The 23,222-nt window shown below is 67.6% G+C and carries 14 protein-coding genes; 7 read left to right on the plus strand and 7 right to left on the minus strand.

Annotated features, from left to right (window positions below; all coding sequences use genetic code 11):
• The first annotated feature begins 31 nt into the window (after positions 1-31).
• The 6 genes from queG (at position 32) to SPHN_RS07965 (ending at position 16,829) form a co-directional block, all read left to right on the plus strand.
• The gene (gene queG, locus SPHN_RS07940) at positions 32-1,186 is read left to right on the plus strand and encodes a tRNA epoxyqueuosine(34) reductase QueG (RefSeq protein WP_248522608.1); all 1,155 of its coding nucleotides are present in this window, start codon (positions 32-34) and stop codon (positions 1,184-1,186) included.
• Between the two features lie 369 nt (positions 1,187-1,555).
• Positions 1,556-11,479: a BapA/Bap/LapF family large adhesin gene (locus SPHN_RS07945; RefSeq protein WP_248522609.1), complete on the plus strand. Its 9,924-nt coding sequence runs from the start codon at positions 1,556-1,558 to the stop codon at positions 11,477-11,479.
• 113 nt (positions 11,480-11,592) lie between these two features.
• On the plus strand, positions 11,593-12,954 hold the full coding sequence (locus SPHN_RS07950; protein WP_248522610.1) for a TolC family protein: 1,362 nt from the start codon (positions 11,593-11,595) through the stop codon (positions 12,952-12,954).
• Positions 12,951-15,095 carry a type I secretion system permease/ATPase gene (locus SPHN_RS07955; RefSeq protein WP_248522611.1) on the plus strand — a complete coding sequence of 715 codons (2,145 nt, stop codon included), beginning with the start codon at positions 12,951-12,953 and terminating at the stop codon, positions 15,093-15,095. Before SPHN_RS07950 ends, SPHN_RS07955 begins: the two co-directional genes overlap by 4 nt.
• Positions 15,092-16,279, plus strand: coding sequence for an HlyD family type I secretion periplasmic adaptor subunit (locus SPHN_RS07960; RefSeq protein WP_248522612.1), 1,188 nt, complete (start codon positions 15,092-15,094; stop codon positions 16,277-16,279). The genes SPHN_RS07955 and SPHN_RS07960 overlap by 4 nt, the downstream gene beginning before the upstream one ends.
• Before the next feature lie 64 nt (positions 16,280-16,343).
• Complete coding sequence (locus SPHN_RS07965) at positions 16,344-16,829, plus strand: MarR family winged helix-turn-helix transcriptional regulator (RefSeq protein ID WP_248522613.1); 486 nt, start codon at positions 16,344-16,346, stop codon at positions 16,827-16,829.
• Between the two features lie 38 nt (positions 16,830-16,867).
• Here the strand turns inward: SPHN_RS07965 and SPHN_RS07970 are convergent, their stop codons facing one another.
• Together SPHN_RS07970 and SPHN_RS07975 are read right to left on the minus strand one after the other, a co-directional pair.
• Complete coding sequence (locus tag SPHN_RS07970) at positions 16,868-17,239, minus strand: hypothetical protein (protein WP_248522614.1); 372 nt, start codon at positions 17,237-17,239, stop codon at positions 16,868-16,870.
• Positions 17,236-17,925, minus strand: a complete 690-nt coding sequence (locus tag SPHN_RS07975) for an EI24 domain-containing protein (RefSeq protein WP_248522615.1) — start codon at positions 17,923-17,925, stop codon at positions 17,236-17,238. Before SPHN_RS07975 ends, SPHN_RS07970 begins: the two co-directional genes overlap by 4 nt.
• Before the next feature lie 552 nt (positions 17,926-18,477).
• Between SPHN_RS07975 and SPHN_RS07980 the strand changes: the two genes are divergently transcribed.
• On the plus strand, positions 18,478-19,476 hold the full coding sequence (locus SPHN_RS07980) for an adenosine kinase (protein WP_248522616.1): 999 nt from the start codon (positions 18,478-18,480) through the stop codon (positions 19,474-19,476).
• A 131-nt stretch (positions 19,477-19,607) separates the two neighbouring features.
• Here the strand turns inward: SPHN_RS07980 and SPHN_RS07985 are convergent, their stop codons facing one another.
• The 5 genes from SPHN_RS07985 to hisF all read right to left on the minus strand — a co-directional run bounded on the left by SPHN_RS07985 (position 19,608) and on the right by hisF (position 23,108).
• A complete protein-coding gene (locus tag SPHN_RS07985; RefSeq protein ID WP_248522617.1) occupies positions 19,608-21,161 on the minus strand; it encodes an amino acid permease in 1,554 nt (517 codons plus the stop codon).
• Positions 21,162-21,273: 112 nt separating this feature from the next.
• Positions 21,274-21,651, minus strand: coding sequence for a histidine triad nucleotide-binding protein (locus SPHN_RS07990; RefSeq protein ID WP_187504988.1), 378 nt, complete (start codon positions 21,649-21,651; stop codon positions 21,274-21,276).
• Between the two features lie 115 nt (positions 21,652-21,766).
• The gene (locus SPHN_RS07995) at positions 21,767-22,087 is read right to left on the minus strand and encodes a phosphoribosyl-ATP diphosphatase (RefSeq protein ID WP_248522618.1); all 321 of its coding nucleotides are present in this window, start codon (positions 22,085-22,087) and stop codon (positions 21,767-21,769) included.
• Positions 22,088-22,119: 32 nt separating this feature from the next.
• Positions 22,120-22,329 (minus strand): hypothetical protein, encoded by a 210-nt coding sequence (locus SPHN_RS08000; RefSeq protein ID WP_248522619.1) that lies wholly within the window; start codon positions 22,327-22,329, stop codon positions 22,120-22,122.
• 5 nt (positions 22,330-22,334) lie between these two features.
• A complete protein-coding gene (gene hisF / locus SPHN_RS08005) occupies positions 22,335-23,108 on the minus strand; it encodes an imidazole glycerol phosphate synthase subunit HisF (protein ID WP_248522620.1) in 774 nt (257 codons plus the stop codon).
• Positions 23,109-23,222 lie beyond the last annotated feature (114 nt).

Here is a 23,222-nt window from a genome sequence, read left to right on the forward strand (position 1 = left end):
CCCGAGGGTGACGTCGTGGTAGCGGTCGGACGTGGCGCAAGACAAGCTGGAACACCGACTTAAGGCCAAAGCGGCCGAATTGGGTTTTGCCGCCTGCGGGATCGCGGACGCCGATGCTGCACCACGCGCGGGCGAACGCCTCCACCAATGGCTCGCGGACGGCCGCCACGGCGACATGATCTGGATGGAGGAGCGCAAGCATCACCGCGAGAGCCCCGCCGGCCTTTGGCCCGAAGTCCGCAGCGTGATCGCGCTCGGCATGAGCTACGCGCCGAAGAACGATCCGCTGCGGCTGGCGGACGAAGGCGGGGTAGGGCGCATCTCGGTCTATGCGCAGGGCCCCGATTATCACGACGTCGTGAAACGCCAATTGAAGGCACTCGGCCGGTGGTTGGCCCAGGAAGCCGGGCGCGATTTGCCGCCGTTCGACCTGAAAGTGTTCGTCGACACCGCGCCGGTGATGGAGAAGCCGCTCGCCGAAGCCGCGGGTCTCGGCTGGCAAGGCAAGCACACCAACCTCGTCAGCCGCGAGCATGGCAGCTGGCTGTTCCTCGGCGCGATCTACACGACGCTGGACCTGGAACCGGACCGCGGCGGCGTCGACACCTGCGGCAGTTGCGACGCCTGCCAGACCGCATGCCCGACCGCCGCCTTCCCCGCGCCCTATCAACTCGATGCCCGCCGCTGCATTTCCTACCTGACCATCGAGCATGCCGGCCCGATCCCGCACGAGTTCCGCGCCGCGATCGGCAACCGCATCTACGGCTGCGACGACTGCCTCGCCGTCTGCCCCTGGAACAAGTTCGCCGCCTCGGCCAACGCGAACCTAGCCTTCCACCCCCGCGCCGAACTGGTCGCACCGGAACTGGCCGACATCCTCGCGCTCGACGACGCCACCTTCCGCACGGTCTTCGCCGGCTCCCCCATCAAGCGCATCGGCCGCGACCGGATGATCCGCAACGCGCTGATCGCAGCCGGCAACAGTGGTGATCCAGCGCTGATCGAACCGGTCGTCAAGCTGCTCGACGACGCGGCGACATTGGTCCGCGGCGCTGCAATATGGGCTTTAGCGCGACTGAACCGCACGCGCTTCCTCGGCGCCCGGCTCCAATATGCGAGCAGGGAAAAGGATCAGGACGTCATCGACGAGTGGAACACCCGTGTCGCCGGTGATCCGCTAGCGTAGTCTTTCTGCGCGGGAATATCTGTTCAAACGGCAGGCAGGAGGCGAGCAGCCGCCGCTGGCGAGATCCTTCGCAGCACCCTGTTTCGCGCGTGAAACCGAGGATTCACGATTCCGCAGACCGCCACCGGGTGGTAGAATATGCACCCTCCCGAAGGCGCTGCGATCTACAACGGTTCAACGCTCGCGTGCCCTTTTCCTGCACCCGAATACCATCGTCGCACGATCAAAACGGGAATTGGTTCCGATATCGGAACTGAAGCATCGCCGCAGCGAACTCCTCCGTTCAGCCATCGAGGAAAACTGTCGCCGCCGATCGTCAATCGCGATCGAGCGGCGATCCGATGCAACGACACCGAAGAGGAAACAGCGATGAACGTGGACGTGATCTCGAAGGCCACCGGCACCGTCAGCCAGGTTTCCACGGATACCATCAATCTCGGTGGACCAAGCATCGTCCGGCTGGATATCGCTCGCGCCGACGTCGCCGGGTTCGAACGGCAGGGCCAGGATCTCGTCGTCAGGCTGGCCAATGGCGAGCAGGTCCGGGTCGTCGACTTCTATCTCGACAACGCTGCCATTCCTCACGACCTCGTGCTGCGTGAACCCGATGGCACGCAGTGGTTGGCGCGCACGACGAACACACCAGCCAGGTATTCGCTGATCGAGGACCTTGACGATCTGACGACCGCCTCGGGCGGCGGATCGTCGCTTGCGCTGCCGGCGATCCTCGCGGGTGTCGCCGGGGCTGCCGGTCTGGCTGCGGTTGCAGCCGGCGGTGGCGGCGACGATGATCGGTCCGATCAGCCTAATCCCGGACCGGGCACCGGAGTCACGCCCGACACGACGCCTCCGACGACGCCGACCGCGACCGTTCGCGGCGACGGCGCGGTGTTGAGCGGCACCGGCGAGGCTGGCGCGACCATTCAGGTGCGCGATGCCAGCGGCGCCGTCATCGGCACCGGCGTCGTCGGCGCCGATGGTACATATTCGGTCACGCTGACCGCGCCGCAGATCAAGGGCGACCCCATCGTGGTCACGCAGACCGATCCGGCCGGGAACGTTTCCGGCGGAACGACCGTCGCTACCCCCGATCTGACGGCACCCGCGGCGCCCAGCGCGACGGTCGATGCGACCGGCACGATCATCACGGGTCGCGGCGAACCGGGCGCGACGGTCACGGTCACCAATGCCGCAGGAGTAGTGATCGGGACCGCGGTCGTCGCGGCCGACGGAACCTACACCGTGACCCTCGCCGTACCGAGCGTCGATGGCGCACCCGTTTCCGTCGTACAGACCGACGCTGCGGGCAATGTCTCCGCGCCCGTGTCCGCTGCCACGCCCGATCTGACCGCGCCCACCGCACCGACTGCGACGATTGCTGACGACGGTGCGCAGATCACCGGTCGTGGCGAGCCGGGCGCCACCGTTACCGTTCGCGATGCGACCGGCGTGGTGATTGCCACCGTCATCGTCGCGCCCGACGGCAGCTATACCGCGACCCTCGTGCCGGCACAGGTCGACGGCACGACAGTGTCCGTCGTCCAGACCGATCCGGCCGGCAATGTCTCGCCGTCCGTCGATCTCGGTACGCCCGATCTCACCGCGCCGGCGCCGCCGACGATCACGATCGATGCCTCCGGAACGCAGGTCAGCGGTACCGGCGAGCCGGGTGCGCAAGTCGTCATCACCGATCCGGCCGGCGCGACGCTCGCGACGGTGACGGTCGCCGCCGATGGCAGCTACAGCGCCATTCTTTCGGCACCCCAGGTTGATGGCGAGGTGATCGAAGCCCGCCAGACCGATGCTGCCGGCAATGCCTCCGGCACGGCCAGCACGATCGCACCCGACTTCACCGCACCGGCCCAGCCGACCGCGACGATCAGCGCCGACGGGACCTCGGTTGCCGGGACCGGCGAGCCTGGTGCGCGGATCGTCTTCGCGGACGCGACCGGCGCGGTGATCGCCACCGCGACGGTGGCGGCGGATGGCAGCTATAGCGCGGCGCTGACCCCGGCGCAGGCGAATGGCGAGCAACTGACCGCGACGCAGTTCGATGCGGCAGGCAATGCAGCGCCGCCGCTGTCGCTGGTCGCGCCCGATGTCACGGCACCGCCGGCACCCGTTGCGACGCTCGACGCCAGCGGCACCATCGTCAGCGGCTCGGGCGAGCCCGGCGCCAGCGTCACGGTCCGCGGCGTCGACGGCACCGTGCTCGGTACCGGGACGGTCGATGCGCAGGGCAATTATGCGATCCCGCTCGGCGCGGTGCAGGGGAACGGCGAGACGCTGTCCGTCACGCAGGCGGATTCCGCCGGAAACACATCGCCGGCGTCCACGCTGGTCGCTCCCGACCTCACCGCGCCGCTTGCACCGACCGGCATCGTCGGCGGAGACGGCACCAGCATCAGCGGCTCGGGCGAGGCCGGCGCGACCGTCACGATCCGCAGCCCGGTCGGCGCCGTCATCGCGACCGCCGTGGTTGGCGCGGACGGGACCTATAGTGCGGCGCTCACGCCTGCGCAGGTCGATGGCGAGGTTCTGACGGTGCGTCAGGCCGATGCCGCGGGCAACGTATCGCCCATCGCGACGGCCATTGCGCCCGATCTGGTTCCGGACGACGCGCCCGACGCGCCGACCGCTACGGTCGTCGCCGACGGCACGGCGATAACCGGCGTCGCGGTCGCGGGTGCTGCGATCATCGTGTACGATGCCGACGGAACGATCGTCGGTACCGGCGTCGCAGCGGCGGACGGCAGCTATACCGTTGCGCTCGCGCCGCCGCGCATCGACGGCGAGACGATCGGTGTCACGCAATCCGACGCGGACGGCGATGTGTCGCCCCCCGCCTTTGCGGTCGCCCCCGATCTGACCGCGCCGGAAGCACCGGTCGCGACGCTCGATCCGACCGGTGCCGTGGTGACCGGCAGCGCCGAGGCGGGGGCTGCAATCACTGTGCGCGCCGCCGATGGGACCGTGCTGGGCACCGCAACCGCGAATCCGCGCGGTGATTTCGCCATCACACTCGATCCGATACAGGATGCCGGCGGTACCGTCTTGGTGACGCAGGCCGACGCGGCCGGCAATGTTTCGCCACCCGCCAGTCTTGCCGCCCCGGACTTCGTCGCGCCCGATGCGCCCTCCGCCAGTGTTGCGCCCGATGGTAGCGCGGTCGCCGGTGCCGGCGAGGCGGGCGCCGTCGTCACGGTGCGCGATGCCGGTGGTGCCGTGATCGGCAGTGCGGTTGTCGCGGCCGACGGGACCTATTCGGTGCCGCTCGCGCCGCCGCAGGCCAATGGCGAGACGGTGTCCGTCACGCTGACCGACGCGGCGGGCAACGTATCGACGCCTGTCGACGCGCTCGCACCGGATATCACTGCGCCCGGCACGCCGACCGCGACGCTGTCCGACGACGGCGGCTTGATCGCAGGGACCGGTGAACCCGGCGCGATCGTCACGGTCACTGCCCCGGGTGGCGCGGTCATCGGGTCCGCCGCGGTCGGTGCCGGCGGCAGTTACGTCGTCACGCTCGACACGCCGCAGACCAACGGCGAGACGCTGTCGGTGGCGCAGGCCGATGCCGCCGGCAATACCTCCGCGCCGGCCAGCGTAGTCGCAGCCGACGTGACCGCACCCGCCGCGCCGGCGGTGGTCGTCAACGACGATGGCACGGCCGTGACGGGCACCGGCGAGCCGGGCGCGACCGTCACGATCACCGATCCCGCAGGGGCCGTGATCGGCATGGCCCTGATCGAGGCCGGCGGCACGTATACGGCGCTGCTGAGCCCGGCGCAGGTCAACGGAGAAACCCTCAGCGCGACCCAGGCTGATGCCGCCGGCAACGTCTCCGGCATCGCCACGGCGGTCGCGCCCGATTTCACCGTGCCCGCGCAGGTGGACGCGACGATCAACGGTGACGGCACGGCTGTATCTGGCACGGGGGAGGCCGGCGCCCGCATCGTCATCGTCGATGCCGCCGGAGCGACGATCGGCACCACGATCGTCGCGGCGGATGGCAGCTTCGAGGTCATCCTCACGCCCGCACAGGCAAATGGCGAGGCGCTCAGCGTCGTGCAGAGCGATCCGGCCGGCAATGTATCGCCACCGCTTGCCCTGACGGCGCCCGATATCACTGCGCCGCCGGCGCCGAATGCCGTGCTCGACCCATCCGGCACGATCGTGACCGGTACCGGCGAAGCCGGCGCGACCGTCTCGGTTCGCGATGCCGGCGGCGCCGAACTCGGTACCACGGTCGTCGACGAGCGGGGCGTCTACACGGTGGTCCTCGCCACGCCGCAGATCGATAGCCAGTCGCTCGACGTCGTGCAGACCGATCCGGCCGGCAACACCTCGGTTCCCACGCAGTTGATCGCGTCCGACCTCACCGCACCTGCCGCCCCTGCGGCGACGGTCGGTGAGGATGGCCTCAGCGTCACCGGTACCGGCGAGGTCGGGGCCGCGATCGTCATCCGCGATCCGCTGGGTGCGGTTATCGGGAACGCCACGGTTGCGCCTGATGGGACCTACACGGCGACGCTGTCGTCGGCGCAGGTCGATGGTGAAGTGCTTGCCGTCCGGCAGATCGATGCCGCGGGCAACATCTCGCTGCCCGCCACGGCGACGGCGCCCGATCTGGTCGCGGATACCGATCCCGACGCGCCAAGTGCGGCCGTCGGCGTCGATGGTGCGACCGTGACGGGCACCGCGATCGGCGGCGCCGCGATCACGGTCTACGATGCCGATGGCGAAGTGATCGCCACGGGCATCGCCAACCCCGATGGCAGCTACAGCGTCGCGCTTGCGCCGCCGCGGATCGACGGCGAGATCGTCCGCGTGACGCAGACCGAAGCAGACGGCGACATATCGCCGCCGGCAACCGCGGTCGCACCCGACCTGACCGCACCGATCGCACCGACGGCGGCGCTCGATGTAACGGGTACCGTCGTCACCGGAACGGGCGAGGCGGGCGCGACGATCACCGTGCGCGCTGCCGACGGCACGCCGCTGGGCACGGCGATCGTGGACGCGGGCGGCTTCTATGCCGCAACGCTGGGTTCGCCGCAGACCAATGGCGAGGTGCTGAGCGTCACGCAGGCGGACGTGGCGGGCAATGTCTCGCCACCCGCCAACGTGGCGGCATCCGACATCACCGCGCCCGCAGCGCCGGTCGTGACGGTCTCCGATGACGGGACGCAAGTTACGGGCACCGGCGAGCCCGGAGCGACAGTCTCGATCATCGGTCCTGACGGCGCAACCATCGCCACCGCCATCGTGGCGGCCGATGCGAGCTATAGCGCGACGCTCGCACCGGCGCAGGCCAATGGCGAGCTGCTCGAAGCGATCCAGGTGGACGCCGCCGGCAATGCCTCGCTGCCGACTCTGGTAACTGCACCGGATATCACCGCACCAGCCGCACCGACGCTTGCGATCACGCTCGACGGTGCGGCCGCGACCGGTACCGGCGAGCCCGGCGCAACCGTGACCGTGCGCAACCCGGACGGCAGCACGATCGGTACGGCCGTCGTCGCGGACGACGGCACCTACACGCTGGCGCTAGATCCGGCACGGATCGACGGCGAGCTGCTGAGTGCCGTCCAGAACGATCCTGCGGGCAACGCATCGCCACCCGTCACGGCGGCGGCACCCGACTTCGATGCACCCGTCGGCCTTACTGCGGACGTGTCGGATGATGGAACGACCGTCACGGGTGCCGGTCAGATCGGCGCGACGGTGACGATTCGTGATCCTGACGGGCTCGCGATCGGCACCGCCGTCGTCGGCCCAGACGGCAATTACATCGCTGCGCTGGCTCCGGCGCAGACCAATGGCGAGGTCCTGAGCGCAACGCAGGTCGACTCAAGCGGCAATGCCGGACTGCCCGTGTCGGCCACCGCGCCGGACCTGACCGCACCCGCGCTTCCGACGGCAGACGTCAACGACACCGGCACTGCGGTCACCGGCACGGGCGAAGCGGGAGCAACCGTGACGGTCACTGCGCCCGGCGGCGCCGTGGTGGCGACGGCAATCGTCGGCGCGGACGGTGCCTACACTGCGACGCTGACCCCTGCGCAGGTCAATGGCGAGACGCTGAGCGTAGTTCAGGCGGATCCGACCGGTAACCCGTCGCCCGCCGCTACGGCACTGGCACCGGACCTCACGGCACCGGTTGCCCCGACCATCGCGATCAACGACGATGGCACCGTCGTCAGCGGTACGGGTGAGCCCGGTGCGACGCTGACGATCACCGGGCCGGACGGCACGCCCATCGGCACGGTTCCGGTCGCCGGAGACGGTACGTACACGATCACGCTCGGCGATCCGCAGATCAATGGCGAAACGCTGACCGCAACGCAGACTGACCCGACCGGCAACGTGTCGGGCCCGGCGTCCACCATTGCCCCGGACTTCACCACGCCGCTGGCACCGACCGCGCTCGTCTCCGACGATGGCAGGGTCGTAACCGGCACGGGCGAAGCCGGTGCACGGATCGTCGTGACCAATCCGGCCGGCGCCGTAATCGGAGTCGCCACGATCGCGGCTGACGGCACCTACTCCGCGACGCTCGGCACGCCGCAACTGAACGGCGAGGTCCTGTCCGCGACGCAGACCGACGGCGGCGGCAACATCTCGCCGCCGGTCACGGCCACGGCACCCGACCTGACGGCACCGGCGATCCCGACACTGGTGATCGCCGACGATGGCGCGAGTGCGAGCGGCACCGGCGAGCCCGGCGCTACCGTCACGCTCGTCGGACCCGGTGGCGTTACGATCGGGTCGATCGCGGTTGAACCGGACGGCACCTATACGACGGATCTGGATCCACCGAGTCTGAACGGTGAAGCGTTCACCGCGACGCAGGCCGATGCCGAGGGCAATGTCTCGCCACCGGTCTCGGCCGTGGCTCCGGACATCACGGCACCGGCGGCCCCGGCGGCGACGATCGATGCCAACGGCACGATCGTGACCGGGACGGGAGAGGCTGGCGCGACGGTCAGCGTCAGCGGTCCGAACGGCCTTGTCGGCACGGCGGTCGTCGGCGCGGACAACACCTTCACCGTGCCGCTGTCGCCGGCCCAGGCCAATGGCCAGGCGCTTACCGTGATCCAGATCGATCCGGCCGGCAATGACTCGTTGCCCACCGGCATCCTGGCACCCGACATCACCGCGCCGACGGCACCGACGGCGATCGTCGCCGCGGGCGGTACCAGCGTCAGCGGCACCGGCGAACCCGGCGCATTCCTGACGATCACCGCCCCCGGCGGCGATACGATCGGCTCGGTTACGGTAGGCGCGGACGGTACCTACCGCGCACCGCTGACCCCGGCTCAGGCCGATGGCGAGTTGCTCAGCGTGCGGCAGGCGGATGCCGCCAACAACGTATCCGAGCCGTCGTCGGTATTGGCCCCCGACATCACGGCGCCGGCTGCACCGACCGCGGTCGTCTCGGCGAATGGCGGGTTCGTTACCGGCACCGGTGAGCCGGGTGCGACCGTCCAGGTCACCGGTCCCGACGGACTGCTGGGCACGGCGATCGTTGCTCCAGGCGGCAGCTACGCGGTAGCGCTGTCGGCACCGCAGACCGACAGCCAGTCGCTGACGGTCACGCAGACCGACCGTGCGAACAACACGTCGCTGCCGACAACCGTGGTCGCACCCGACGATACGGCACCGTTCTCGCCGACCGCCACCGTCTCCGCCGAGGGCGACGCGGTCGTCGGTACCGGCGTCGCCGGCGCCGCGATCACCGTGCGCGGCCCTGCGGGGGATGTCATCGGGACCGCTGAGGTTGGCGTGGACGGCACCTATACGGCGCTGCTCGACATCGCGCAGCGCAACGGCGAAGTGCTGAGCGTGGTACAGTCCGATGGGGTGGGCAACGAGTCGCCGCCCGTTCCCGCGATCGCACCCGACCTCACCGCACCCGCCGCGCCGAGCATCGACGTCGGCGCCGGTGGTGACATCGTGACGGGCTTGGGCGAGCCGGGCGCTACGGTGACGATCACCCGCGACGGCGTGGCGATCGGGACTGCGGTCGTCGGGAGCAATGGGTCGTATCAGGTCACGCTCGCCGAGCCGCAGCGCAACGGCGAGACACTGGAGGCGACGCAGCGCGACGATGCCGGCAACGTTTCCGATCCGGCCACCGCGGTCGCACCCGATCTGACCGCTCCCGACGCCCCGACGGCACTGCTGATTACAGGAGACGGGACGACGGTGACGGGTATCGGCGAGCCCGGTGCACGCGTGGATGTTCGCGGCACTGGCGGTGCCTCGCTTGGGAATGGACTGGTCGATGCGGACGGGAACTTCACCGTCACGCTGGTCCCGGCCCAGGTCAGCGGGGTGACGCTTGCGGTGACTCAGACGGATGCGGCAGGCAATCCTTCGTTGCCGGGCACTGTCATCGCGCCGTTCGACATCGACGCGTTCGACAACAGCAACACGGCATCGATCGATCTGGTCCCGGCGACCTCGGCGGTGGACTTTGGCAGTGCGGCGTATGTGGCACTCGTCGCGCTCGGCGTCGTCGATCTGCAGGCTGAGGTGCTGTCGGTGCCCGACGTCCGGTTTACGGTGGAGGACGGGCACAGCCTCGATGCGGTCTTCACCTACAACGCCTTGCTCGATATCGGCGCCGCCAGTGGCTATTCCGTCGTCGTGCAGCGCTTCGACGGGACCAATTGGGTCGCGGTCGACGGACCGGGCAATGCCTCGCTGCTCGATATCCGGCTGCTCGACGATAATCTGGTTGCAACCGAAACACTGGGCCCGGGCGAATACCGGGCGTTCCTGACGTTTGCGGGCGCGGCGGGCGTCGGGCTGCTCGGTAGCCTCGCTGTCGCCGGTGTGGATGCAGATTTTACGGCCGTCGCCGGTGTGGTTCCTGCCGCCGTGTCGGGCAACGTCATCGCCGATCCGGGGGCAGGCGGCGCAGTCGATATCGTCGGACCGGGCACGCAAGTGGACAGCGTGACCGTCAACGGCGTGCCTACTGCGGTAACGGCCAACGGCACCGTCGTCGATGGCGCCTGGGGTACGCTGGTGATCAATCTGGACGGCAGCTATACCTACACGCCGGATACCAATGCACTAGCGATCGGGGAGACCGATACGTTCACCTACACGCTTCGCGATCCGACCGATGGCGAGCTTGAGAGCGCCACCCTGTCGATCGCGATCGGCAGCCCCGACATCACCGGTGCGCCGGTGGCCGCCGCGGACGTGGCGGTCGCGGCCGTGACGTACGACAACGTCGTGACAACGACGGCGCCGACGACCGCGTTCTCGTTCAACTCGTCAGGCCCGTTGGGCCTCCTTTCGACGGGAGCCGGCGGTAGTGCCTTCACGGTGGCAGCAAACACCGTGTCGGACATCTCCATCACCGCCGTTCGCGCACCCGGCCTGTCCGTCTTGCCGAACTACACGCTGACCGTGCGCAACGCAGCGGGCGCCGTGGTCGAACAAGTGACGCAGATCGCCGTTGTCGGGCTGCCGATTGGTACCGGCACCGTGTTCACCGTCGAGGATCTCCCGGCCGGGCGATACACGTACACCATATCGAGCAGCGCAGCGGCAGGATCGTTCGCGACCACCGTATCGGTCGGGGCAACGACGACGTTCCTCGACCAGTTCACGCTCGGCAGCGTGGCGACGGCAGAGGGCAACCTGCTCGACAACGACACCGCGAATACGTCGTTCGCGGGGATCCGGGTGGATTCGGGTACCGGCTTCACTGAGATCGGCGATACCGAGGTCGTGTTGACCGGACAGCACGGGACGCTGACGATCGACGAAACGGGGGATTATCTCTATCGACCCAGCGCAACGCTCGGTTACTCGGCGGTCGATCTCTTCGACACGTTCACCTACCAGTTGGTCCAGCCCGACGGTACCGTGGCAACGTCCACGCTGACCGTGACGATCGATGTGCCCGCGGACGGCACGGCGGCGGCGATCTTTGCCAGCCAAGCCGCCGGCAGCGAAATCGACGTCATCGCCTTGGATGCGTTCCTGGCGCCTGGGCTCGACGCAGACGCATCGGTCGCGGTCGCGGATGACGGCAGCGCGATCGGCCGTGCGATCTACGAGGTGTTCGAGGGGCAGGGCGAGTTGGAAAGCGTCCTGGCGAACTATCTCCCGCCCGAAGAAACCACCGCGTTGGACGGCGTGGGCGATGCGGGGCATCCAAGTTTCGCCGTCGATGTCGCGATGCCCGCGGTGGTCGATCCGCTCGACTATATCGTCGCGCCGGAAGATCCAGACCGGTTCGGTACCAATGCCAATTCTGTTTTTTAAGAAATCAGAACGGATTTAATATAATGATCTCAATAACATAAAGGCACTGGCCTTATACATTTTATTAAAGGTACCGGGTCTTCTGTGTGTTCAACGCAGAGGACCCGGTACCCATGCAATACAGCCCACGATACGTACGATCGATACTTGCCCTGAGCGGCATGATGTCGATGGGCCTGGGCGGTATCGGCAAGGCGGCAGACAAGGGGATCGGGCCGGCGTCGGACATGACGCCGGTAACGACGGCTGACCGGACGTCGCCCCTGACCCTGACCGAAGCCGCCAAGGAAGCGGTGGCATGGCATCCGTCGGTCATCGAGGCGGCGGGCATACTCAGCGCCCGCGGCGAAGAGATCGCTGCCGCCCGCGCGGGGTATCTTCCAACCGTCAGCACCGGGCTCGGAAGCGGCTATGACAGCCGTGTCTCGGGAACATGGCGCCCGCGGCCGCAGGTCGGCGCATCCCAGATGCTCTATGATTTCGGCAAGGTGTCGAGCGACGTCGCAGCGGCACGTGCAGGGACTCGCGGCGGGCGGGCCGAGCTGTTGCTCGCAGTCGACACGCTGATACGCGAAAGCGCCTATGCCGTGATCGAGCTACAGCGTGCGACGGCGCTGCACACCGTCGCGCTGGATCAGGCGTCGCGGATCGAACAGATCAGCGCGTTGGTCGGACAGCGTTCGAAGATGGGCGCGGCAACGCAGTCGGACGCGCTTCAGGCAGAGGCACGGGTCGAGGCGGCGAGCGCCACGCTGACCCAGATCGAGGCATCGAAACGACGGTGGACGAGCAACCTTGCCTATCTGCTCAATCGCGACGCGCCACCGGCCGCGGTCGCGCCCGACGTACCGGACTGGCTGATGCGCAGTTGCTCCAGGCCGATGCCCGAATGGAACACGGTGCCGTCGGTGATGGTCGCCGACGCTTTGGTGGACCGAGCCGACGCGGCGGTCCGGCGGAGCCGCGCCGATCGCTATCCCACCGTGTCGCTCGGCGGCGACGCGTCCAGCGACGTCGCCTCGCCGTTCGGCCAGCGCAGCATCTATAATTTCGGCCTGCGCGTCTCCAGCAATGTCTTTGCCGGCGGTGTCACGAAAGCGCGTCTGCGTGGTGCGGGGTTCGAACGCGATGCGGCCGAGGCGAGCGCACGGCGCGCGCGGCTCGATACCAGCCAGGGCATGGCCGAGGCGCAGCAACAGATCGAAAGCCTCACCCGCGTCATCGACACGCTGGTCTCGCGGCAAGGCAACATGCGCGAGACCAATCGCCTCTACCGGATCCAGTATCTGGAGATGGGCACGCGGACGCTCGTCGATCTGCTGAACGCCGAACAGGAACTCCAGCAGGTTCGCTTCGAGGCGATCAATACGACGCAGGATCTGCGCCGGCTTCAGGTCGATTGCCTGTTCCTGTCGGGGCGGATGCGCGATGCATTCGGCCTCTCGGGCACGACGTTGCGCGGGGTGACGCTGTGACGGCCGCGCTTGCCGCGGCGCCGGGCATGGCGATCGACAGCTGGCTGGAATTGTTTGGCCGGGTGGCGCGCCACTACCGTCTGCCGGTGTCCGAACAGCGCGCCCGGCTGGCGGTGCAATGGGATCTGGGCGGCGACGACGAGACCCGGATACGGACGCTCGGCCGCGCGACCGGCCTGACGGTCCGGTTCGACACCCCGCGCGCGATGCGCCTGACGAGCTGGCGGCTGCCCGCGATCGTGCGCTTTGCCGACGGTGAGATCGCGCTGATCGAAGGAATCGATGCCGACGACCAGGTCCGTCTGACGCTGCCTGGCGATCGTGGTGGCCAGACCCGTCTGACGCTTGCCGAACTGATGGAGTCGGCGACCGGGTTCGTCATCCCGCGTCCGTCCCGTTCCGCGCCCGACATGCGCGTCGATACCTATATTCGCCCGTTCCAGGATCACTGGCTGCGGCAGATCCTGATGCGCGATGCGCCGTCCTACGGCCATGTCATGGTCGCGTCGGTGGTGACGAACTGCTTGGGACTCGCAGGTGTCCTGTTCTCGATGCAGGTCTATGACCGGGTGGTACCGGCGGGATCGATCCCGACGCTGACCATCCTGTTCCTGGGCGTGCTGATCGCGATCGGCTTCGACTTCGCGCTGCGGCGGCTGCGCACCAACATCGTCGACGTGCTCGGCAAGCGCGCCGACCTGCGCATATCGGACCGCGTGTTCGGCCATGCCCTGCGCGTCCGCAACCGCGCACGGCCGGCGTCGACCGGCACGTTCATCTCGCAGCTGCGCGATCTGGATCAGGTGCGCGACCTGCTGACGTCGACCACGGTCGCGACGGTGGCGGACATGCCCTTCTTCCTGCTGTTCCTCGCGGTGCTCTGGTACATCGGTGGAGCGCTCGCACTGGTGCCGCTCGGCGCGCTGGTCCTGCTGTTGCTGCCGGGACTGCTCTCGCAACGCCGCCTGCGGGTGCTCGCGACCGAATCGATGCGTGAATCCTCGCTGCGCAACGCGATGCTCGTCGAGGCGGTTCAGGGGATCGAGGACATCAAGGCGCTCCAGGCGGAGGAACGCTTTCACCATCAGTGGAACCACTACAACGCGGTCGCCGGCGAAGCGCAACTGCGGTTGCGCGGCGTGACCAACGGTCTCTCGGTATGGACGCAGAGCGTGCAGAACGGGGTCTATGCGGCGATCATCTTCGTCGGTGCGCCGCTGGTGATCGCCGGCGACATCACGACGGGCGTGCTCGTCGCCACCTCGATCCTCGGCTCGCGAATGATGGCACCGATGGCGCAGGTGACGCAGTTGCTCGGCCGGTTGCAGCATGCCCGTGTCGCGATGGGCAGCTTGAACCAGATCATGGCGCTCCCCGTCGACAGCGCGGACAGCGACCACCGCATTCCGTTGCCGGCGGTGACGGGCGATTTCACGATCCGGTCGGGCGTGTTCACCTATGCCGATCCCAACGCGCCGCCAGCGCTGTCGGTCGTCAGTCTCGACATCGCCGCGGGTGAGCGGATCGCGCTGCTCGGTCGCAACGGTGCGGGCAAATCGACGCTGCTGCAGGGCCTGTCGGGCATGCTGCAACCGGTATCCGGCGAAGTCCTGCTCGACGGGCTGGCGCTGCACCAGATCGATCCCGCCGACGTGCGCCGCGACATCGGCCTGCTGACGCAGAACAGCCGGCTATTCCACGGGACGTTGCGCGAGAACCTGACGCTCGGCGCACCCTCGGCGTCCGATGCCGAGATCGTCGAAATTCTCGCGATGGTCGGCGCGGAGGGCATGGTGCGCCGGTTGCGGGACGGGCTCGGTCATGTCGTGCAGGAGGGCGGGCTAGGCCTGTCCGGCGGGCAGGTGCAGGCGTTGCTGCTCGCACGGCTGTTGCTGCGGCAACCGATGGTCGCTTTGCTCGACGAACCGACCGCGGCGATGGACGAGGGCACCGAGCGCCACTTCATCCATCGGCTCGGGCAATGGAGCCGGACGCGGACGATCGTCGTAGCCACGCACCGGATGCGGATGCTCGACATCGTCGATCGGATCATCGTCATCGACAACGGCAAGATCATTCTCGACGGGCCCAAGGATCAGGTGCTCGCGACGATGCGCGGAACGCGGAGTGCTGCAGCATGACCACCATCACGGCCGAAGACGACCATCTGTTCGGCGGCGAGGGCGAAGCGCGGCTGACCTCGGCCACGCGTCTCGTATGGGTACTCGCGGCGTTGTTCGCAGCAGCGCTGCTCTGGGCATGGCTCGCCGATCTCGACGAGGTGGCGACCGGCGAGGCGCGCGTCGTTCCGACCAGTCGCGAACAGGTGCTGCAATCGCTAGAGGGCGGTATTCTGGCCAAATTGCTCGTGCGGCAGGACGATATCGTCAAGCCGGGACAGTTGCTCGCCCAGCTCGATCCCACCCAGGCTGGTTCGACGGTCGATGAAAGCGCTGCGAAATACCGTGCGGCGCTGGCCAGTGCGGCGCGGTTGCGGTCGGAGGCCAACGGCACGCCGTTGCAGTTCCCGAGCGAACTCGCGCCGTATCCGGACCTCAAGGCCGCCGAGACGCGGCTGTACGAGACCCGCCGACGCAGCCTGCAATCGTCGCTTGGCCTGATCGACGAGTCGCTCCAACTGATCGGCCGCGAAGTGGCGATCGGCCAGTCGCTGATCGCGGTCGGTGCGGCCAGCAACGTCGAAGTCCTGCGCCTGCAACGCCAGCGCGCCGACCTGGAGCTGAAGAAGGCCGATCTCCGCTCGCAATACATGGTCGAGGCGCGGCAGGATCTCGCCAAGGTCACCGAACAGGTCGACTCGCTGGCGCCGGTGGTGCGCGGGCGGTCCGACACGCTCCAGCGGTTGACCTTGCGCTCGCCGGTGCGCGGGGTGGTGAAGAATATCGAGATCTCGACGATCGGCGGCGTCGTGCCCCCGAACGGCAAGATCATGGAGATCGTCCCGCTCGACGAACGCCTGTTGATCGAGGCGCGGATCCAGCCGCGCGACATCGCCTTTATCCGCCCCGGCCAGCAGGCGAGCGTCAAGGTCACCGCCTACGATTATTCGGTTTACGGCGGGCTCGAAGGGACGGTGACGAGCATCTCGCCGGACACGATCCGCGACGAGGTGAAACCCGAGATCCTCTATTACCGGGTGTTCGTGCAGTCCAAGTCGGATTCGCTGACCAACAAGGCCGGGCGCACATTCCCGATCACCCCGGGCATGGTCGCGACCGTCGACATCCATACCGGCAGCAAGACCGTCCTCCAGTACCTGCTCAAGCCGCTCAATCGCGCGCAGGAAGCGCTGAGGGAGCGGTGAACAGGATCATGCAAGCCTTGGCAGCGCCGGCACGGTTTCAGTTCGAGTATGGGAGCGTTGAGTCATGAATTCGCCGCGTTCGGATGGTGCCGTCGATCTGGCAACGCGGCGCGACAGGGCCGCCGGCATCGTCCCGATCTCGCCAGCGCTCCTCGCGCGCGCGCGCCAAGCTCGCCGGCTGCGCGCGACGATGAGCGCGTTCCTCCCGCACGATCTGCTGGTCGATCCCGCGTGGGACATGATGATCGACCTGTTCATCGCCGTCGGCACCGGCGAGCGGTTGCACGTCAAGGACCTGATCCTGATGTCGGGGGAAAGCGCCGCCAGCGCGATGCGACGGATCGATCGTCTCCAGCAGGCGGCGTTACTGATCCGCCATCCCGACCCGGTCGATCATCGTCGCGTTCATATCGGGATAACGGCCAAGGGGCAGGCTGCCATGGCCGCCATGCTGGATCATCTGTTCGACGCGAGCGCCGACAATAGCAGTTTGCGCCCGAGCGAACCGCAATCCTTCCAACCGGGATTGAGCAAGCTGTCGTCGAAATAGACGCGTTGGAGCGGGACCCTCAGCCGCCCAAGCCGCTGCTAACGGCCCCCTTCGCGTCGCGTCAGTGCCGCCACGCAACTGGCCCGGTCGATCGTGCTGCCGTCGGGCTCGCGCGCGTCGAGATAGGTGACGCGGGGGGCGTCCGATCCCTTGGGATACAGATACGCATCGAGCACGCAGATCCCGCTCTGGAACTGGAGTTTGCGGGCATTGCCTTCACGGACGTCGGCGTCGGGTTGGCCGAACAACCTGGTCAGTGCAGCGGCATCCTGGCCCAGCACGCGTTCCAGGCCGACGCTCGTATAGGGGATTGCGGGGCGGCCGACCGCGGGCTTGGCGACCGGGGCCGCACAACCGGCGAGGCCAGCGCTAAGAGCCAGCGCGATCCCTATCGTCGTCAATCGCGTCATGCTCGGCCCTTGCGAAGATACTGGCTGTGGAAATAATGCGTCGCCATCGCGGCGCCCAGCATGGGCGCGGCGATGTTGAGGATCGGAACCACGAACAGCCCGGTGTTCGCAAGCCCCAGCATGAACCGGCCCCCTTTGGTCGTCGCACGCCAGCCCCGCATCGCCGCGGCGTCCATATGCCGCGCCGCCACCATGTCGCCGAGATCGCGCCCGAGCAGCCAGCCATTGACGACGAAGAACGCCGCGGCGGTGCCGACACCGGTGACGAGCAGCGCGATGTAAACCGGCAGCATCAGCAGGTTGACGAGCACGACGCGGGCGGCGGAGCGGAGGCCCGTCGCGAGGCTGCGCGCGAACGGCACCGGTCGCGCGGTCTTCAGCGCGTCGGGGTAATGCCGCGATTCGACGGCTTCGACGACCTCGTCCGCGAAGATCCCGACGACCGCAATCGCGACGGCGCGAAACAGCAGCCACAATGCGAGGATCGTGACGAACAGCGCGAACGCCGCGGCGAGCCCGTCGGCATGCCAGCCGAGCCACGCGGCCAGTGCGGCCTGCGTGCCCCACCACACACCGACGCCCGCTACGGCGAACACAAACAACGTCACCGCCATCGACTTCACGAACACGCGGAGTACGGGTGGATCGGTGAGCTGCCGGAGCGAGAGGAGGAGGGCGCGGATCATGTGGACGGGATGACGCGGGGGCGGCGCAAGGTCAACGAAGCTCCGGGATTTTGGAAGGTGCGCGCGATTTCTGAAGCGCGATTTTCTGAAAGCGCGATCTTTGAAAGAACGCATGACCCGTCCCCCCGCGGATGCGGGGGCCCATCTGAACCAAGCACACTGCCCGAGACCCTGGACCCCCGCGTTCGCGAGGGAACAGAACGGGCGATGTGGCTGCAACGGGCGCCTGGATCGACCACCACCTGCTGTACAGAAGTGAACGCCGTGACCGCTGGAATTGAGTAGATCGCGGAACATAGCAACCAAGACCACCACCCCGGCGGAGGCCGGGGCCCAATTGGGGGACGCCGATGACGTGACGCGGCGCTCCGTTACTACCACCTTTCCAATTGGGCCCCGGCCTCCGCCGGGGTGGTAGCTAGACGGCAGACGACATCTGTTCCAACGGTCTCGATGGCGTTGGCCGCGTCCGCACGTGCCCCCCACACCAGTTGCACCAATCCCCCCCGCCATTTACGGCAAGCGTTTTCCCGCCCGCCCGGAGTGCGCCCCTTGCCCAACCCAACCTACGACGTCGTCGCGATCGGCAATGCCATCGTCGACATCCTTGCTACCGCCGACGACGCGTTCATCGCGGAGATCGGCGTCGCCAAGGGCTCGATGCAGCTCATGTTCTCCTCGGAAGAAGCCGACGCGCTCTACGCCAAGATGGGCCCGGGCATGGAAATCTCCGGTGGTTCGGCCGCCAACACCGTCGCCGGCATCGCCGCGCTCGGCGGCAAATGCGGGTTCATCGGCCAGGTCGCCGACGACCAGCTCGGCCAGGTCTTCGCGCATGACGTCCGCAGCATCGGCATCGAGTTCGCCACCCCGGTCCGTCCCGGCGACCCGACCACCGGCCGCTGCCTGATCTTCGTGACGCCCGACGGCCAGCGCACGATGAACACCTTCCTCGGCGCAGGGCAGTTCCTCCCCGCCGCCGCAATCGACACCGCGATGATCGCCGACAGCGCGATCCTGTATCTCGAAGGCTATCTCTGGGATCCCGAAGAGCCGCGCGCCGCGATGCGCGCCGCGATCGATTGCGCACGCGATGCGGGGCGGAAGGTCGCGTTCACGCTCAGCGACGTGTTCTGCATCTCGCGCCACGGCGGCGATTTCCGCCAGTTGCTGAGCGACGGCCTGATCGACATCCTGTTCGCCAACGAGAGCGAACTCGCCGCGCTCGCCGAGACGGACGACTTCGACGCAGCAGTCGCCAAGATCTCGGCACAGGTCCCGACTTTGGTCGTCACCCGCGGCGAGCACGGCGCCTGCGCGCTCCAGAACGGCAACCGCGCCGAGGTGAAGGCCGAGCCGATCGCCAAGGTCGTCGACACCACCGGCGCCGGCGACCTGTTCGCGGCGGGCTTCCTCCACGGCCAGGCGCAGGGCTACGACCTGCACGCGTCGCTGAAACTCGGCGCGGTCTGCGCGGCCGAGATCATCAGCCATGTCGGCGCCCGCCCGATGGTCGACATGAAGGCGCTCGCCGGCAAGCACATCGGCTGACGTAAGCTTGTTTCCCCGCGAAGGCGGGGACCCAGCATGGGCTCCCGCCTTCGCGGGAGAACACGCATGGACACGAGGCACAAAAAAAGGGCCGCGGGAGTTTCCTCCCGCGGCCCTTTTCGCGTCCGGCCTCAGTGCGAGCCCGGCGGTATTATGTCGATGTCTTCGCCACCATCCGTCATCCCACGACCGAGATAGCTCATGCGGCGACCATAAAGGAAATAGAGCACCAAGCCGGCCGCGCCCCATAGCGGCAGAACCAGCATCGCCGCGGATGGCAGGTTGAAGAACAGAAAGACGCAGCCAGCGATCGTTGCTGGGGCTACCAGCCAGATCGCAGGCGTTCGGAACGCGCGCTTCCGGTCGGGTTCGGTGCGCCGTAGGATCAGCACCGCGATCGCCACCATCATGAAGGCGTAAAGCGTACCGGCATTGGCGATGTCGGCCAGTTGCCCGACGGGTAGGAATGCCGCAGCGAGGGCCACCGCCGTACCGGTAATCGCGGTAACGATATGTGGCGTCTTGAAGCGCGGATGAACTCGGCTGAGCACTTCCGGCAGCAGTCCGTCACGGCTCATGACGAAGAAAATTCGCGTCTGGCCGAACATCAAGACGAGGATGACCGAAGGTAGTGCCACGAAGGCGGCGATACCCAACATGTTCCCGACCGTACTAAATCCGATCACGCGCAGGACATGCGCCAACGCCTCTTTCGAGCAGACCAGCGCCTCGCCATATTGCGGCAACGCGCACTGACGGGCGAGTTCCTCGGATCCGGCGGGGAAGGGGATGCCGTTCGGTCCCATGATCGGCTGGCCACCGATCGTGCCGATCGCACCCGCCGCGACGAGTATGTAGAAGACCGTGCAGAATAGTAACGAGGCGATCAGTCCGATCGGTACATTGCGCTGCGGGTTCTTCGTTTCCTCCGCTGCGGTCGAGACTGCGTCGAAGCCGACATAGGCGAAGAAAATCGTCGCTGCAGCGCCCACCGCGCCTACCCCTGTGCCGAACCCCCCGAACACACCCGCAGGCAGGAAGGGATTAAAGCGGGCAGTATCGACGACGGGCAGCGTAAGGATGATGAACGCGGTCAGCGCGGTCACCTTGATCGCGACCAGCACGGTGTTCAGCCGTGCGCTCTCGGTGGTGCCGACGATCAGCAAGGCCGTGATGCCCATCGCGATGACGATCGCGGGCAGATTGACGAATCCGCCTGGCGAGCCGCCCAGCGCGAGCGGACCGGCACCGAGCCATGTCGGCAGATGTATGCCGAGAAATTCTCGTAGCACCGTCCCCTGGAAATAGTCCGACCACGTCACCGCCACGGCGGAAGCAGCGACGGCATATTCGAGGACGAGGGCCCAGCCGACCGTCCACGCCAGCAATTCGCCCATGACCGCATAGGTATAGGTGTAGGCAGAACCGGCGACAGGGATCATCGACGCGATTTCTGCATAGCATAGCGCTGCTACGATGCAGATCGCGCCAGCGATGGCAAAGGCCAGCATCAAGCCCGGCCCGGCCTTTTGAGCGCCTGCGGCCGTTAGGGCGAAGATACCTGTTCCGATCACGCAGCCGATGCCGAACAGGGTAAGCTGGAACGCACCCAGCGATCGGTGGAGCGATTTCTTCTCCGCCGTCGCCAGAATGGCGTCCAGCGATTTTACGCGACCAAAAATCAATTCGGTACCCCCCGGGGATGACGAGGGCCGGGTCAACATGGCCCCCTTGCTCAAGCCGGCGAGCCTAATGGCAATTTTATTACGTGCAATCCTTTAGTGGCGGAAAGCTGCGCTATTGCGCGAGCATCGGCCCGAGCGGGCGGCCGCCGAAGACATGAACGTGCAGGTGCGGCACCTCCTGGTGCCCGTCCCGGCCGATGTTGGCGAGCAGGCGATAGCCCGGCTCGACCAGCCCGGCGGCGCGCGCCACGGTACCGACCGCGCGGATGAACCCGGCGATCTCGGCATCGGGCGCCCGCGCCGAGAAATCGTCCCACGACACGTACGCACCCTTGGGGATCACGAGCAGGTGCGTCGGCGCCTGCGGGTTGATGTCGTGGAACGCGATCGCGAAGTCGTCCTCGTAGACGCGCTTCGACGGGATCTCGCCGCGCAGGATCTTCGCGAAGATGTTCTGGTCGTCATAGGGCTGGGTGGCGTCGATCGGCATAAATCCCCCTTCCGCTTGCGGGAGGGGTTAGGGGAGGGGCTTGCCTTCCCGATCCCGGCGGAGCGTGAGCGTCATGCCCTCCCCCGACCCCTCCCGCAAGCGGAAGGGGGTCAAGTCAGCCCGCTCGACCCGCCTTCTCGACCAGCCCGCCGACACCCTCGCGCCGTTCCAACTCGGCACGCACATCGTCCAGACTCAGCCCCGCATCCGCCAGCAACACGGCGAGGTGGAACATCAGATCCGCCGCTTCCGGCACGATGCTCGTCTCGTCGCCCGAGCACGCGGCGATCACCGTCTCGACGGCTTCCTCGCCCAGTTTCTGCGCGATCTTCGGTCGGCCCTTGGCGAACAGGGTGGCGGTATAGCTGGTGTCGGCGGGCGCATCGCGGCGCGCGCGGATGGTCGCTTCGAGGCGGTCGAATACAGGGTCTGCCATCCGCGGCGTGCTGACGCAGCAGGGCAGGCGGGTCAATCCTTCTTGGGTGGACCCGCTGCTTCACGTTCGGCCAGGTTGCGTCGACGGGCCTCGATGAACCGCTTGCGCAAAGCCCGGCGCACCAGCCAAACGCCGATCGCCGCGAACACGAACAGCACGACGTCCGACATCGCCAACCCGGTTGGCGGATGCGCGACGCCGCTATGCCCTGATTCGACCGCGAGTATGGCGAGCGCCGACACGCCCGTCAGGCCGCGCGAACCGGCGTCCGCACCGGGATCCCCGCCGCGGCCAGCGCGGCATGCGCGTCGCCGATCGACGCCTGCCCGAAGTGAAAGATCGACGCCGCCAGCACCGCGCTCGCATGCCCGTCGCGGATACCCGCCACCAGATCGTCGAGCCCGCCGACCCCGCCGCTCGCAACGACGGGCACGCTCACCCGGTCCGAAATCGCCCGGATCAGCTCAAGGTCGTAGCCGCTGCGAGTCCCGTCGCGGTCCATCGACGTGACGAGCAGCTCGCCAGCGCCAAGCTCGGCGAGCTTCAAGGCATGCGCGATCGCATCGATTCCGGTCGCGCGCCGGCCGCCATGCGTGAACACTTCCCAGCCCTCGCCGGACCTGCGCGCATCGACCGACGCGACACAGCACTGGCTGCCGAACCGCTCGGCGATATCCGCGACCAGTTCCGGCCGCTCGACCGCCGCCGAATTGACCGCCACCTTGTCCGCTCCCGCCAGCAACAGCGCGCGCGCATCGTCCGCCGTCCGCACACCGCCACCGACCGTCAAAGGCATGAAACACACCGCCGCCGTACGCCGCACCACGTCGAGGATGGTCCCGCGGCCTTCATGGCTCGCCCCGATATCGAGGAAGCACAACTCGTCCGCCCCGGCCGCATCGTACGCCCGCGCCTGCTCGACCGGATCGCCCGCATCACGCAACTCGACGAAGTTCACGCCCTTCACGACGCGGCCATCGGCGACATCGAGACACGGGATCACGCGCGCACGAACCGTCATGCGACGCGCCGAAGAATTGGTTCACGCGGAGACGCGGAGACGCGGAGACGCGGCAAAGCCGCTAAGAATTTTTCGCGCAGAGGCGCAGAGGACGCAGAGAAGAAGGGGCGCGGC

The organism is Sphingomonas faeni (genome assembly GCF_023195535.1).
GTDB lineage: Bacteria > Pseudomonadota > Alphaproteobacteria > Sphingomonadales > Sphingomonadaceae > Sphingomonas > Sphingomonas faeni_B.

Bases quoted from the DNA above. Each gene is read 5' to 3' on its own strand.
- SPHN_RS07945 (WP_248522609.1), top strand. From the start codon at position 1,556: ATGAACGTGGACGTGATCTCGAAGGCCACCGGCACCGTCAGCCAGGTT.
- SPHN_RS07950 (WP_248522610.1), top strand. From the start codon at position 11,593: ATGCAATACAGCCCACGATACGTACGATCGATACTTGCCCTGAGCGGC.
- SPHN_RS07960 (WP_248522612.1), top strand. From the start codon at position 15,092: ATGACCACCATCACGGCCGAAGACGACCATCTGTTCGGCGGCGAGGGC.
- SPHN_RS07965 (WP_248522613.1), top strand. From the start codon at position 16,344: ATGAATTCGCCGCGTTCGGATGGTGCCGTCGATCTGGCAACGCGGCGC.
- SPHN_RS07970 (WP_248522614.1), bottom strand. From the start codon at position 17,239: ATGACGCGATTGACGACGATAGGGATCGCGCTGGCTCTTAGCGCTGGC.
- SPHN_RS07975 (WP_248522615.1), bottom strand. From the start codon at position 17,925: ATGATCCGCGCCCTCCTCCTCTCGCTCCGGCAGCTCACCGATCCACCC.
- SPHN_RS07990 (WP_187504988.1), bottom strand. From the start codon at position 21,651: ATGCCGATCGACGCCACCCAGCCCTATGACGACCAGAACATCTTCGCG.
- SPHN_RS07995 (WP_248522618.1), bottom strand. From the start codon at position 22,087: ATGGCAGACCCTGTATTCGACCGCCTCGAAGCGACCATCCGCGCGCGC.
- hisF (WP_248522620.1), bottom strand. From the start codon at position 23,108: ATGACGGTTCGTGCGCGCGTGATCCCGTGTCTCGATGTCGCCGATGGC.